Origin of the sequence: Paenarthrobacter sp. MSM-2-10-13, assembly GCF_011605365.1 — a bacterium.
Classification (GTDB): domain Bacteria; phylum Actinomycetota; class Actinomycetes; order Actinomycetales; family Micrococcaceae; genus Arthrobacter.
Window position 1 is genome coordinate 40494 of the sequence record NZ_JAAOXO010000012.1, and the last position, 13143, is coordinate 53636.

12 protein-coding genes are annotated in these 13143 nt (G+C 62.2%); 5 read left to right on the forward strand and 7 right to left on the reverse strand.

All coding sequences use genetic code 11. The annotated features are described in order from the left end of the window. The first annotated feature begins 69 nt into the window (after nucleotides 1–69). A complete protein-coding gene (locus HAV21_RS18730) occupies nucleotides 70–1128 on the forward strand; it encodes an ROK family protein (protein ID WP_142939549.1) in 1059 nt (352 codons plus the stop codon). Between the two features lie 3 nt (nucleotides 1129–1131). Here HAV21_RS18730 and HAV21_RS18735 read toward each other — a convergent pair whose 3' ends face one another. The 3 genes from HAV21_RS18735 to HAV21_RS18745 are packed head-to-tail and all read right to left on the reverse strand — an operon-like array spanning nucleotide 1132 to nucleotide 3261. Further along, nucleotides 1132–1686 (reverse strand): hypothetical protein, encoded by a 555-nt coding sequence (locus HAV21_RS18735; protein WP_142939548.1) that lies wholly within the window; start codon nucleotides 1684–1686, stop codon nucleotides 1132–1134. Continuing rightward, complete coding sequence (locus tag HAV21_RS18740; RefSeq protein WP_166842731.1) at nucleotides 1673–2476, reverse strand: alpha/beta fold hydrolase; 804 nt, start codon at nucleotides 2474–2476, stop codon at nucleotides 1673–1675. Before HAV21_RS18740 ends, HAV21_RS18735 begins: the two co-directional genes overlap by 14 nt. Further along, nucleotides 2473–3261, reverse strand: coding sequence for an alpha/beta fold hydrolase (locus HAV21_RS18745; RefSeq protein ID WP_142939546.1), 789 nt, complete (start codon nucleotides 3259–3261; stop codon nucleotides 2473–2475). The genes HAV21_RS18740 and HAV21_RS18745 overlap by 4 nt, the downstream gene beginning before the upstream one ends. A 111-nt stretch (nucleotides 3262–3372) precedes the next feature. On the opposite strand from HAV21_RS18745, the gene HAV21_RS18750 reads away from it, so the two are divergent. After that, entirely contained in the window at nucleotides 3373–4164 is a 792-nt protein-coding gene (locus tag HAV21_RS18750; RefSeq protein ID WP_166842732.1) for a lysophospholipid acyltransferase family protein, read from the forward strand. 66 nt (nucleotides 4165–4230) lie between these two features. Next, entirely contained in the window at nucleotides 4231–5634 is a 1404-nt protein-coding gene (locus tag HAV21_RS18755) for a 3-deoxy-7-phosphoheptulonate synthase class II (protein WP_166842733.1), read from the forward strand. A gap of 63 nt (nucleotides 5635–5697) precedes the next feature. Here the strand turns inward: HAV21_RS18755 and pknB are convergent, their stop codons facing one another. Together pknB and HAV21_RS18765 are read right to left on the reverse strand one after the other, a co-directional pair. Further along, nucleotides 5698–7761, reverse strand: coding sequence for a Stk1 family PASTA domain-containing Ser/Thr kinase (gene pknB / locus HAV21_RS18760; RefSeq protein WP_166842734.1), 2064 nt, complete (start codon nucleotides 7759–7761; stop codon nucleotides 5698–5700). A 75-nt stretch (nucleotides 7762–7836) separates the two neighbouring features. Continuing rightward, nucleotides 7837–9174, reverse strand: coding sequence for a LysM peptidoglycan-binding domain-containing protein (locus HAV21_RS18765; protein ID WP_166842735.1), 1338 nt, complete (start codon nucleotides 9172–9174; stop codon nucleotides 7837–7839). 255 nt (nucleotides 9175–9429) lie between these two features. On the opposite strand from HAV21_RS18765, the gene HAV21_RS18770 reads away from it, so the two are divergent. Continuing rightward, entirely contained in the window at nucleotides 9430–9783 is a 354-nt protein-coding gene (locus HAV21_RS18770; protein ID WP_166842736.1) for an Rv2175c family DNA-binding protein, read from the forward strand. Nucleotides 9784–9962: 179 nt separating this feature from the next. Here the strand turns inward: HAV21_RS18770 and HAV21_RS18775 are convergent, their stop codons facing one another. Further along, a complete protein-coding gene (locus HAV21_RS18775) occupies nucleotides 9963–11057 on the reverse strand; it encodes a polyprenyl synthetase family protein (protein ID WP_166842737.1) in 1095 nt (364 codons plus the stop codon). Continuing rightward, nucleotides 11054–11632 (reverse strand): hypothetical protein, encoded by a 579-nt coding sequence (locus tag HAV21_RS18780; protein WP_166842738.1) that lies wholly within the window; start codon nucleotides 11630–11632, stop codon nucleotides 11054–11056. The genes HAV21_RS18775 and HAV21_RS18780 overlap by 4 nt, the downstream gene beginning before the upstream one ends. Nucleotides 11633–11704: 72 nt before the next feature. Between HAV21_RS18780 and dinB the strand changes: the two genes are divergently transcribed. Next, nucleotides 11705–12967 (forward strand): DNA polymerase IV, encoded by a 1263-nt coding sequence (gene dinB, locus HAV21_RS18785; RefSeq protein WP_166842739.1) that lies wholly within the window; start codon nucleotides 11705–11707, stop codon nucleotides 12965–12967. Nucleotides 12968–13143 lie beyond the last annotated feature (176 nt).

The window sequence follows — 13143 nt, forward strand, 5'->3', positions numbered from 1 at the left end:
CAAGCAAATGGGAGCCTTCTGGGCCGAGGAATGCGAATGCGGCCATGCCCTGCGGAATAGGATGATGGGATGCCCGCACTACGGTCCACTTCCCTGGTCAGACCCAAGCCCCCGGCCTCGGCATGGAGGGATGCGCCCTGGGCCGCCCGCCGGAGCCATTTAGGTCGCCGTGGCCTGGCGATCGGGATTGACATCGGCGGCACGAAAGTGGCCGCGGGCGTCGTGGATGCCGAGGGTCGGGTCCTCGCCGAGGCCCGCAGGTCCACGCCCGGCGCGGACCCCCGTGCAGTCGAGCGGACCATCGTGGAACTTGTAGAAGAACTCAGCGCAGGCCACCGGATCGCCACGGTGGGAATCGGCGCCGCCGGTTGGATGGACCTCGACGGCGGCACGGTGCTGTTCAGCCCGCATCTCGCCTGGCGTAACGAGCCCCTGAGGGACAGCCTCCAGAAATTGTTGAGGCGTCCGGTCCTGCTGACCAACGACGCCGACGCCGCCGCGTGGGCGGAATGGCGGTTTGGTGCAGGTCAGGGCGAAAGTCGCCTGGTGTGCATCACCTTGGGCACGGGCATCGGCGGAGCCATGGTCATGGATGGCCGCGTGGAACGGGGGCGCTACGGCGTGGCCGGGGAATTCGGGCACCAGATCATTTTCCCGGGGGGACACCGCTGCGAATGCGGCAACCGCGGATGCTGGGAACAGTACGCCTCCGGAAACGCCCTGGGGCGGGAAGCCAGGCAACTGGTGCGAACCAACTCCCCGGCAGGTTGCGCGCTCTTGGAAAAGGCGGGCGGCACCGCAGAAAACCTGTCCGGGGCGGCCGTGACCGCGCTGGCGCTGGAGGGTGATGCCACCTCGCGTGAGCTCATTGCCGACCAAGGCGAATGGCTGGGTTTGGGGTTGGCCAACCTCGCCGCAGCGCTGGACCCCGGAATGTTCGTGATCGGCGGCGGGCTCTGCGATGCGGGGGAGTTGCTCGCAGGGCCGGCCAGGGAATCGTTCGCTAAAAACCTGACCGGGCGGGGTTTCCGGCCCATGGCCAGGATAGAGCTGGCGGCACTCGGTCCGCGCGCCGGCATGATCGGTGCGGCAGACCTTTCCCGGGTCAGCGGCCGGGCGCGGAGCTAGCAACTAGAGGCGGGCGCCGTCGTCGTCCTCATTCTTCTCCTGCGGAAGCCGCGTAATCAGGTAAATCACCGATGCCACAAAAACTGCCACGATGCCCAAAGTGGCCGTCAGCGGGGCAGACCTCCAGAACATGGCAGTGAAGAGCAGCGCGAGCGGCCCGCCCACAGCACCAACCCACGCCAGCATGACCAGTGGCTCAGTTCCCGCCAGGCTTGGGGGCTCTTCGGGAACGAACGTATGGTCCTCGTCCTCCACCTCGAAGTCCCGGGGCCCGGGCGGTCTGCCGGGTGCCTCGGCGTCTGTGCGCGCCGCTGCCGGATCGGGTATCGGTTGCTGCGCCGGGGTGGAGAGGCCCAGCGGATCGAAGTCCTTGAAAGACTTCCCGTGCCCTGGCATTAACTGCCGGGGATCTGCGTCCTGGATCCCGTAGCTGTCCGCGGGAGGTGCCCCTGCCGGGCCGGACTCTGTGGCCTCCAACCGGGCCACCAGATCCTGCCACACGGCGTCGTCGTCCTTATTGGCGCTTTGATCAGCGGAATTGGGGTCAGGCCTGTTCATGGGTTGTGTCCTTTTCGGAGAAAAGCCCGGGACCTGCCAAGGCCGCTACGGTCTTTTGCATGAACTCGACAGACCCGGCAAAAATTTCCGGCGCATCATTATCAAGGGTGGCCACATGACGGCTGTTATGGAGGTAGCTGACGTCCACTGGTGCCTGAACCCGGGAACGGAGGAGTTCCAGGCTCGCGTTCGAAATCACGTTGTCCACCGTTGACTTATAGACCAGGACGGGTGAGCTGATGCGGGGCAGGATGGCCGCCGTATCTTTGTACATCTTCTTGAGCTGATGCGCGGCCGCGACTGGTGTTCTGGTGTAGGCGCCCTCGTCCTGATCCGGTTTGAGGATGTCGTTGGCGATCGCCGGAGTGGTTTTCACCACGTACTTGAGCGCGGCTACGATCACAGCCCGGGGATCGTCCAGGACCAGCCCGGGGTTCACCACCACCGTCCCTGCGACAGGACGGGTGGCCGCGATCCGCAATGCCAAAGTTCCACCCATGGACAGTCCCGCAGAGAAAACGTAGTCGCACTCGGAAGCCAGCTCGAGATAAGCATCGTCCACGGCACGATGCCACTCCCGCCATGAGCGGGTGGCCATATCCTGCCACGACGTGCCGTGCCCGGGCAGCAAAGGCAGCCTCACGGCATAGCCAGCCTCAGCAAGGTGTTGGGCCCACGGCCTGACGCTGTGGGGGCTCCCCGTGAACCCGTGGGACAGGACTACGCCAACGCGCGGCCCAACCCCATTCCAGCTGCTATGGAACGGCGAGAAATCCGGGAGCATTTTCATGATGACTCTGAGGCTACTCTGTCACCGGCGTGCTGACGGAAAAAGTGGGCCGATTCTTCAAAAATGGTGGGTGCGTCAACATCCAAGGTGGCCACATGCCCGCTGTGGGGGAGGGTGACTACTCTCAGGCGCGAGGATGAAATGTACTTGCTGATGGTGGCCACTGAACTGGGCGGGATGACGCCATCTACCGAGGATTTGAACACCAGGGCGGGGGCCTCAACATGAGGCAAACCCCGGGTGGCCGCGCGGAAAAGCTTCTTGAGTTCATGCACCGACTGCAGTGATGTCTTGGAATAGTCGCCGGTTTCAGCGGTGGCCGGTGCTGGTGAGTCCTCCTCTATGGGAGTGGTGGTCCTCATGACGTACTTGAGGGCGCCCACGTACTTCACCCTGCGGTCATAAAAGCTGAGGCCCGGGTTGACCAGAACCAGCCCGGAAACATCGTGCAGTGAGGCTACCCGAAGGGCAAGTGCGCCTCCCATGGACAGCCCCGCCACAAAACAGCTCTCCGTCTTGGAGGCGAGGTCCACATAGCTCTGCTCGAAGGTCCGGTACCAGTCCTGCCAACGCGTGGTGGCCAGGTCCTGCCAACTGGTTCCGTGGCCGGGGAGCAGAGGCACGGAAACAGCAAATCCCTGGGAGGCCAAGTACTCAGCCCAAGGGAGCATGCTGAGCGGGCTTCCTGTGAATCCATGGCAAATCGCCACGCCTGTGGAGGCATTGGGTCCATGCCCCTCATGGTGGAATGCGAGCGGCGCAGCGGGTAGAGAGCGTTCCGTCATGTGTCCCATCGTGTCACTTCTCCGGACATTTCTCACTGGAGTAGGGTTGCTGTTGAGTGCCGGCCGGATTGCCCGGATGCATGCCAACCATTCGGCCGTGAGAGGACAAACGTGTTCTATTGGGTCATGAAGAGGATCTTTCTTGGTCCCATCCTCAAGCTCCTGTTCCGTCCCTGGGTCAAGGGACTGGACAACGTTCCTGAAAGCGGCGCCGCCATCCTGGCGTCCAACCACTTGTCCTTCTCGGATTCCATCTTCCTGCCCCTGATGGTTCACCGCCCTGTGATCTTCCTGGCCAAGTCCGAGTACTTCACGGGAAAAGGGCTCAAAGGCCGGCTCACTGCGCTGTTTTTCCGTCTGAGCAACCAATTGCCCATGGACCGTTCGGGAGGCGCGGCCTCGGAAATGTCGCTGCAAGCCGGCAAGGACGTCCTGAACTCCGGGGGCCTGCTGGGGATTTATCCGGAAGGCACACGCAGCCCGGACGCCAGGCTTTACCGTGGGAAAGTGGGCGTAGCCAAGCTGGCCCTGCAGACACGCGTACCTGTGGTGCCGGTGGCCATGATCGGCACGGAGAAGGTCCAGCCCATCGGTAAACGTCTCCCGAACATCCGCCGGATCGGGCTCATTTTTGGGCAGCCCTTGGATTTCAGCCGTTATTACGGCATGGAGGATGACCGCCTGATCCAGAGGGCCGTGACCGATGAGATCATGTACGAATTGATGCGGCTCTCCGGGCAGGAGTACGTGGACGAGTACGCAGCAGTTGTTAAGGCCCAGCTGGCCGGTAAGGGCCCCGAACCGGTCCACAAGATTGAGGTTGCAGAAGAGGCTGCCGCGGACATTGCCGAAAACATCGATGTTCCCCGCAGCGACGGGACCGGATCAACGCCGGGACTGTGACGCATGCGGCGGCATCGGTTACGTCTGCAGTCCCGCAACCTTGCTGCGGGCTACTACTCTTGAAGGGTGACTGAGCTAACCGCGAACACCGCACCCTCCGCAGCAGATCCCCTCGCCAGCACCGCCCAAAGCGGGGCGGCAAACTACCCCGGGCTTGACGCCTGGCGGGACCTGCCGATTTCCCAGCAGCCCACGTGGTCGAACACTGACGTCTTCAAGGCTTCCGTCAAGGAACTCTCCGCAGTGCCGCCCTTGGTCTTCGCCGGTGAAGTGGACGTTCTGAGGGAGCGCTTGGCCGCTGCTGCCCAGGGCAAGGCTTTCCTCCTGCAGGGTGGCGACTGTGCTGAGACTTTTGAGGCTGCAACTGCAGACAAAATCAGTGCCAGGGTCAAGACGATTCTCCAGATGGCAGTTGTCCTCACGTACGGCGCTGCCATGCCCGTGATCAAGATGGGGCGGATGGCCGGACAGTTCGCGAAGCCCCGCTCCTCCAATGACGAGACCCGCGACGGCGTAACGCTTCCCGCTTACCGTGGGGACATCGTCAACGGCTATGATTTCACCCCCGAATCCCGTGCTCACGACGCTGGCAGGATGCTTCAGGCGTACCACACGTCCGCTTCCACACTGAACCTGATCCGGGCCTTCACCCAGGGCGGTTTCGCTGATCTTCGCCTCGTTCACCAGTGGAACAAGGGGTTCACCGAGAACCCGGCACATGCACGCTACGAATCGTTGGCGCGGGACATCGACCGTGCCATCAGCTTCATGGACTCCTGTGGCGCCGACTTCGAAGCACTGAAGCGCGTTGAGTTCTTTGCCAGCCACGAAGCATTGCTGCTCGACTATGAGCGCGCACTGACACGCATCGATTCGCGGACCGGACTGCCTTATGACACTTCCGCGCACTTCCTGTGGATCGGCGAGAGGACCCGCGAACTGGACCACGCCCACGTGGACTTCCTGTCCCGGGTGCGCAACCCCATTGGTGTCAAGCTTGGCCCCACCACCAGCGGTGATGACGCCCTGCGCCTGATTGACAAACTGGATCCCAACCGCGAACCCGGCCGTCTAACGTTCATCACCCGGATGGGCGCGGGCAACATCCGCGAGAAGCTGCCAGCCGTCGTCGAACGCGTCACTGCATCCGGCGCGCAGGTGCTGTGGGTGACTGACCCGATGCACGGCAATACGGTCACCTCGCCGAACGGTTACAAGACGCGCAACTTCGATGACGTCATTGATGAGGTGCGCGGCTTCTTCGAGGTCCACCAGGCCCTGGGAACGGTCCCCGGCGGACTCCACGTTGAAATGACCGGCGATGACGTTGCTGAGTGCCTGGGTGGTGCTGATCCTATCGACCAGGACGCTTTCCTGGACCGCTATGAGTCGGTGTGCGATCCTCGCCTGAACCACATGCAGTCCCTTGAGATGGCCTTCCTCGTAGCCGGAGCCCTCTCCAAGAAGTAGGGATGTAACAAAGGCGCGGTCCGGATTATCCGGGCCGCGCCTTTTGTTTATGGCTGGAAGCTATCAGACGACTGTCAGCGTCACCACGGAGTCTTCCGGTACCTCGGTGTTGACGGGATTCTGGTCCCGGACGGTGCCAAAGAACCCACCGAGGACTTTGTTGACCTCAACCTTGAAACCGAGTTTCTTCAATTCCTTTTCAGCTTCAGCGGCCTGCTTTCCGATGAAACTGGGGACCTTGACCAACTTGGGCCCCTTGGACACGGTGAGCGTCACGGCTTCGCCCCGGATGAGGGTACCGTTGGCCGGCACCTGGGAGACCACCGCGCCCTTCGGGACCGCCTTGTCATTGACCGTCTCAGGGGCGATGACTGCTTTTAGGCCAGCGTCCTGAAGAGCCTTGACTGCTGCATCCTGCGCCAGCCCGCGCACGTCGGGCACGGGGATGGGCTGGGGCCCCTTGGAGACCGTCAGGGCCACCGGGGTGCCATGCCTGACTTCCGTGCCCTTGACCGGGTCCTGGGAAAGCACGACGCCGGCGGGCACTTTCTCATCGAAAGTCTCCGTGACGTTGCCGAGAGCCATCTCGGCAGCATTCAGCGCAATCTTGGCCTCGTCCAGAGTGCCACCGGTCAGATCGGGCAAGGGGAAAAGCTGGGCACCTTTGGAAACGAACAACGTGATGGGCTGAAATTTCCGCACTTCGGCACCGGATTCGGGTTCGGTCCCCACCGCAAGGCCGGCAAGGATATCGTCGTCGAAAACGTCCTGCGGTTCCGATTGGAATCCGGCAGTGCGGAGAAGCTGCTGGGCTTCGGCAACGGTTTTGTTCTTGACATCCGGTATGGTCCCCGGCGATCCGGGTCCCATACCGAAAAACCATCCGGCCGATGCCGCCAGCGTCGCGAGGATGACAATCACGATGGTCCAGATGATGCCACGGCGCCGGGGGTTGCCCTCGCGCAGGGGGCGGCTCGGTGTTGCTGCGGCCCTGGCGCGGTCCTTGCTCTCCTGCCGTTCGAGTCGCTTCAGCTCCCGCTTGCCCGGTTGGCGCGCGTCCATCTGGTTCCCGGGAGCAACGACGGCGCTTGGCCTGCCGGGACCACCCGCAGCCATAACGGTGGTGGGGTTGCTTTGCTGGGAAATGAATTCCGTGGGCGACACAGTGGCGGCTAACGCTTCTGTGGGGTTGCTTCCCGAACTGCCAGGTTGAATGGTTGCCGCAGCGGCTGCGGGGGAGCCTGGCGGCCGGAAGGCTGTTTGCCTGCGGTCCAGTTCCTCGTCCGACAGGGTGGTGCGGATGTGGCGGAGCTCCGTCAGCAGCGCAGCGCCATCCACCGGCCTGTTCTCCGCATCAACGGAGGTACACCACTGCACCAGCTCATCAAGGTCCTCTGCAAGGCCCGGAGCAGCATCCGAGGGGCGTCCCACCACCGCATTGACGTGCTTGTAGGCGACCTGAATGGGGGAGTCTCCCACATAGGGCTGTTTGCCCGTCAACATCTCATACAGCATGATGCCGGCCGAGTAGATGTCGCTTCTGGCATCTGCGGGCTGGCCGAGCACAAGTTCGGGGGCCAAGTAGGCCACTGTTCCGATGAGGGCGCCGGTGCTGGTATTGGCGGAGATGGCCCTGGCCAGGCCGAAGTCTCCCACTTTGATGCGTCCGTCGTCTGCAATGAGAACGTTTTCCGGCTTGACGTCGCGATGGATGAGCCCTGAGCGGTGCGCGGCTGCAAGGCCTTCGATCACAGGATCGATCAATGCCAGGGCAAGGCGCGGCGGCAATGGGCCTTGTTCGCCAAGGGTGTCGCGGAGGGTGTGTCCCTTGACGTACTCCATCACCAGGTAGGCAATATGGCCGTCCTCGCCTTGGTCGAGCACGCCGACGATGTGCGGGTGCGAGAGGCTCGCGGCCGCCTTGGCTTCGCGGCTTAGTCGCTCCAGGAACGTGGGGTCATTGGCCAGATGCGGGTGCAGGACTTTGAGGGCCACGTCGCGCTCCAAGCGCTGGTCCGTGGCCAGGTAGACAGTGGACATTCCGCCCCTCGCCAGGCGGGAACGGACAGTGTATCGGCCGTCCACAGTGGTCCCGATGAGGTGGTCCTGCATTGGTTCTTGCACCATACGATCCTAAACGAGGCAGGGAAGGGGCCCGAATCCACAAGGGATGCGGGCCCCTTCCAAGGTGCAGCTGACGGTCTAGCCGAAAGTGCGCTGGCGTGCCTTGATCGACTCGACGTAGCGCTTGGTGTCGTCGTACATGCCGTATTTGCTGACTGAATACTGGCCCTGGTAGTACCCGGCGATTGCCGTGTCCAGGTCCTTGCTGGTGGCAATGAGCGTCCGAATGATCGCCACACCTGCGGTGGCATTGTCGTAAGGGTCCAGAAGGTTGAGCTTGCGGCCCACCAGGTCCGAAGCCCACTGCCCGGAGGAGGGGATAACCTGCATGGTGCCGATGGCATTTGCGGGGGAGACGGCGCGCTGGTCAAAGCCGGACTCCTGTTCGGCGAAGGCCAAAGCCAGGGACGGGCTCACACCCATGCGCCGTGCGGTGTCGGCAACGATGCTCTTCATCTCAGCGCGGCTGGGCACCGGCGAAGCATTCAGTAGTGCCTTGTTCTCGTTTGCTGAGCTGACTACTGCCGGCGGGTAGGTGAAGCCCAGGAACGTGCTGGGTACCAGCGGCTTGGTCTCTCCCGCAGGCTGCAGGCCGGCGCCCGGGATGGTGAGCTTTTGGCCCGGGTAAATAACGGTGGTGGCCGTTACGTTGTTATTGGCGGCCATCAATGCAGCCAGGGTAACCCCATGGCGGGAAGCGATGGAACTGAGGGTGTCGCCTGCCTTGATGGTGTAGGAACCTGTACCGGCCAGCGGGGCGGGAGCAGGCGCAGGAGCTGCCGGTGCTGATGGCGCCGATCCTCCACTGACCTTGATTTTCTGGCCGGGATAGATGATGGAGCTTCCGTTCAGCCCGTTCCAGCTGAAGATGCTGGCCAGGGGAACGTTGTGCTTGGCTGCTATGGCACCCAAGGTGTCTCCGGGGACCACGGTGTAGACGGTGGCGGTGGTGGGGGCGCTGGGTGCACTCGGGGCGGCAGGGGCCGGCCGCGTCGGTGCTGCCGGGGCGGTGCCAGTGAGCTTGATGGTCTGTCCCGGGTATATCAGCGTGGTGGCAGAAAGCTTGTTCAGCTGAAGAACGGCCGTGGTGTCCAGGTTGAAGCGGCGCGCGATAGCGCTGATGGTATCGCCGCGGACAATCGTGTAGGTGTCCGGTACGGACGGGGCCATGGGGCGCAGGGCGGCCGGAAGGGTGGCCGCCACCGCATTGGCAGGAATGACAGTGCCCACGTTGACTGCTTGCGCCTTCATGGCGGCGGCAAGCGTTGCCGGGAGCTTTCGTGGTTGCGGCGCCGGTGTGGCCATGGACGGTTGGGCCAGGGCAAGTGAGGACAAAACCACGGCGGGAAGCGCAGCCGTGGTTGCCGCGATAACCGGCATGCTCATGGTTCGTTTCGGCGAACGGGGCGTCGTCATGGAATGTGTCCTCATCTCAAACAGCGGGGGATTGTTACTGCTGTTGTCAGTGTTACCAACGGGGCTGATGTTATCAATGATGCAAATGTGATCAGTGTGAATCTCTCATACTTAGTCGATCAGCACAACAATTCCTGTCAAACCGAACAAACAGCCACAATTCACGCAGATGAACGGCCCCTGTAAAGCGTCGGCACGCCATCGTCGTCGAACGTCAGCTAGGCGCGGGGCGGGGCGGCGTGGCAACCTTATTCCGTGAGTAATGTAGAAAGCCTTGTTTCCGACTGGCTGCCGCTGCCGGATGTCGCCGATTTATTGGAAGTTTCCATCACCAAAGTCCACGGACTTCTGGATGAGCGTGCGCTGGTCGCCATCAGGCGGGGAGAGCGGAACATCCGCTCCATCCCGGCCCTTTTTGTCCAGGACGGGCATGTTGTAGACAGCTTGAAGGGGACCGTTGCGGTTCTCAGCGACGCCGGCTACAACGACGAAGAATTGATTATCTGGCTTTTCACGCCGGATGAGTCATTGCGGGGGCGTCCCATTGACGCCCTGCGCGAGGGGCGCAAGACAGAGATCCGGCGTCGCGCCCAGTCTTTGGCCTGGTAACGCCTTCGACTTTCCAGCCGGCCTCCTCACGAGGAGGCCGGTCAAAATGCCGACGACGGCGGTGACTCTCACCGCCGTCGTCGTCGCATGTGTTTAGGCCCCTCCATTCGTTGGGGGCGCTTCACAAGTGCTTTGAATTCGGACCGTCCAAGGTATCCGCGTCGGGCAAGGGTTCCGCGTCAGGCCGCACGGCTGACAGCTGCTTCGGCCAGCTGGCGCAATGCCACCAGCGGCAGTTCCTCAAGGGGCAGGCGTTCAAGAGCTTCGAAGGCTCTATCGCTTAGCTCGCCGATCAACGCTTCCGTGGCTTCCAAAGCACCGCATTGGACCATGATGCGCCGAATCTCAGCTACTTCGTCCTCCATCAGGAGAGGGTTGCCGAGCATGCGGTCAAGGTAATCTGCCTCGGCGCGGGGTGCCTGGTTGATGGCAAACCCAACCAACACGGTCCTTTTGCCTTCCCGGAGATCGTCCCCGGCGGGCTTGCCGGTAGTTTCGGGATCTCCAAAGACACCCAGGACGTCATCGCGCATTTGGAATGCTTCGCCCAAGGGCAAGGAGAACTCCGAATACCCAGTCATCAGGCTGGCCGGTGCGCCGGCAAGTGCACCGCCCAACGCCAACGGGTGCTCAGTTGAGTATTTAGCGGACTTGTACCGAATGATGGATTGTGCCCGCGCCACAGATCCCGCCCGGTCACGCACGGGGCCGGCCACTTCCTCCAGGATGTCCAGGTACTGACCTGCCATCACTTCAGCCCGCATCACGTTGAAGATCCGGCGTGCAGGGCTTCCAGCTGCTGCCCGGGGGCCGATTTCCGTGAAGGATTCCTCGCTGAAGGAAAGGCAGAGGTCCCCGGTCAGGATGGCAGCCGCATCTCCAAACCGCCCGCTGTCCAGCGCCCACCCATTGACTTCATGGAGCTGGCTGAACCGTTTGTGCACGCTGGGACCGCCGCGGCGGGTGTCGGATCGGTCAATGATGTCGTCGTGGATCAGGGCGGCCGCCTGGAAGAGTTCCAAGGCGCACCCGGCGGTGACAATGTCCTGGTTGTCGGAAGCGCCTCCGGCGCCCCTCCAACCCCAGTAGCACATCAGTGCCCGGAGGCGTTTGCCGCCGGTAACGAGGGCCGAAATGGATCCGATGAGTGGTTCGGCGTCCGGAGAAACCGACGCCATGAGTTCCTGTTGGGAGGACAGGAACCCGTTCAACCTGCCGGCGACACCGCCAATGAACTGTGCCTGCTCCGAGCTGACAAGTGAAGCGGCCGTCACTTGACGGACCCGGCCGCCACGTTCGCACCGATAGTGAACGTTGAAACGCCTTCTTTTTGCCTCACCGAGACATTCACCGTTTCGCCGTCACCACGAATGAAATCCAAGGACGTGACGTTCCCAACAGCGGACGGCCCCGGGACAAGTTTGAAGCCCTGAGCTTCCATGGAGGTCTTGTAGTAGTCCACAACACCCTCGGGTGGGGCCTTGACCGTTCCAACCAGAGCCACGGTGGCTACTGCCTCGCTCTTATCCACGCTGCTTGAACGAATGGAAGTGTTGGGCATGACCGGAATAAGTTGCGCAGGAAAACCAGGAACCAGCGCATTTACCGTTGCTGTGGTGTCCGGTGCCGGCGCGGGCGATTCGGTGAACGTCGTAGTTTCAGGTGAGGCTGTGGACCCCGAAACGGACGGGGATGGTGTTGACGTCGCCTGGGTGGATGCCGAAGCGGCACCAGATGTGGACGGCGCTGCCGTACCGCCGGGCGATGGTGTGCATGCTGACGCCGCCAAAGCGACACTGACTGCGAGCAGGGCAAACCCTCGCGATTGAGGAGTTCCAAAGAGCTTCACAGGGTATCCTTCCTGGGGCTGAGCCGGACTGTGCCTCCAGTTTAGTCAGTGGCCGGGCATAGTATTGCCGATGTGAGGCAGGAAGCATTCGGTGGCGCTCAAAGCGCCGGTAGCAAGCCCGCCCGCAGCGCCGGAGATGCCCTGCGGGAAATGCGGCGAACCAGCATACTTCACGTGGATATGGACGCCTTCTTTGTCTCCGTCGAACTGCGTAGCCGTCCGGAGCTTCGAGGCAAGCCTGTGATCGTAGGATTCCCCGCGGAACGATCGGTAGTACTTTCCGCTTCCTATGAAGCCCGTGCCACGGGCGTGAAGTCGGCCATGCCGATGTCCATCGCCATGAGGCGGTGTCCTTCTGCGGTGATCATCAACCCCCGGCACAAGGAGTATTACGAGGTCTCAGCCCGGCTCATGGAGATCTTCGCTTCCATCACAGACCTTGTGGAGCCGCTGAGCGTAGACGAGGCATTTCTGGATGTGAGCGGAGCAATTCGTCGCCTTGGGTCACCGATGGACATCGGCCACCTCATCCGCCGCCGGGTCCAGTCCGAACTTGGCATCACGGCATCCGTAGGAATCGCCAGCACCAAGTTCGTTGCCAAGATCGCATCAACGAGGTGCAAACCTGACGGCATCCTCCAGATCGATGCCGAGGATTCCATCCCTTATCTGCATAGTCTTCCTGTCGGTGCATTGTGGGGTGTTGGAGGAAAAACGGCCGAAGTGTTGTCGCGACTGGGCATCCGAACGGTCGCCGATGTCGCCGCAACCCCGCTGGCGTCACTCAAAAAAGTTCTGGGAGCCAGCGGTGAGCACGTTCACCGCTTGTCCATGGGTATTGACCCGCGCCCGGTAACTCCAACCAGGCTTGAGAAGAGCATCGGAGCGGAGGAGACGTTCTCCGTGGATACGTCAGACGAGGCCTTGCTGCACAGGGAATTGCTGCGCCTGTCGCACCGCACTGCCATCCGGCTGAGGAGCTCAGGCATGCTGGCCAGGACCGTGGCGCTGAAGCTTCGCTACGCGGACTTCTCAACGGTCACACGCAGCCGCACCATGCAGACCCCCGTGGACAGCGCCCAACTGATCTACCAAGTGGCCGTGCAACTCCTTGAATCCTTGGGCACCCGGTCCATGAGCGTTCGATTGGTAGGGGTGCGTGCCGAGCAATTGGAGCCGGCAGGTCAGACGTCTCTGCAGTTAAGCCTTGATCGACGGGATGACAACTGGCGGGCGGCCGAACAGGCATTGGACCGTGTCTCCGAGCGTTTCGGGTCCAAAACCCTTCTTCCGGCCCGGTTACTGGAACCCGGCAAGCCCGCAACGGACACCTGAGGAACGAAGGGGTTTTGCGGCAGGACTCCGGGCGTCTTTCAGAACGGCGTCCGACAAACTATCCTATTTATTACAGAGATTTAGATCGTCTGGACAAACTGTTTCCTGAACAGTCGGCCCCGAGATGCCCGCTGAACCAAGAGGGGATTTTCGGGGAACGATTTTCTTGGTCCGAT

Excerpts from the sequence above, each read along its gene's own strand:
- HAV21_RS18735 (WP_142939548.1), bottom strand. The coding sequence starts at position 1,686 with ATGAACAGGCCTGACCCCAATTCCGCTGATCAAAGCGCCAATAAGGAC.
- HAV21_RS18730 (WP_142939549.1), top strand. The coding sequence starts at position 70 with ATGCCCGCACTACGGTCCACTTCCCTGGTCAGACCCAAGCCCCCGGCC.
- HAV21_RS18765 (WP_166842735.1), bottom strand. The coding sequence starts at position 9,174 with ATGACGACGCCCCGTTCGCCGAAACGAACCATGAGCATGCCGGTTATC.
- HAV21_RS18745 (WP_142939546.1), bottom strand. The coding sequence starts at position 3,261 with ATGACGGAACGCTCTCTACCCGCTGCGCCGCTCGCATTCCACCATGAG.
- pknB (WP_166842734.1), bottom strand. The coding sequence starts at position 7,761 with ATGGTGCAAGAACCAATGCAGGACCACCTCATCGGGACCACTGTGGAC.
- HAV21_RS18740 (WP_166842731.1), bottom strand. The coding sequence starts at position 2,476 with ATGAAAATGCTCCCGGATTTCTCGCCGTTCCATAGCAGCTGGAATGGG.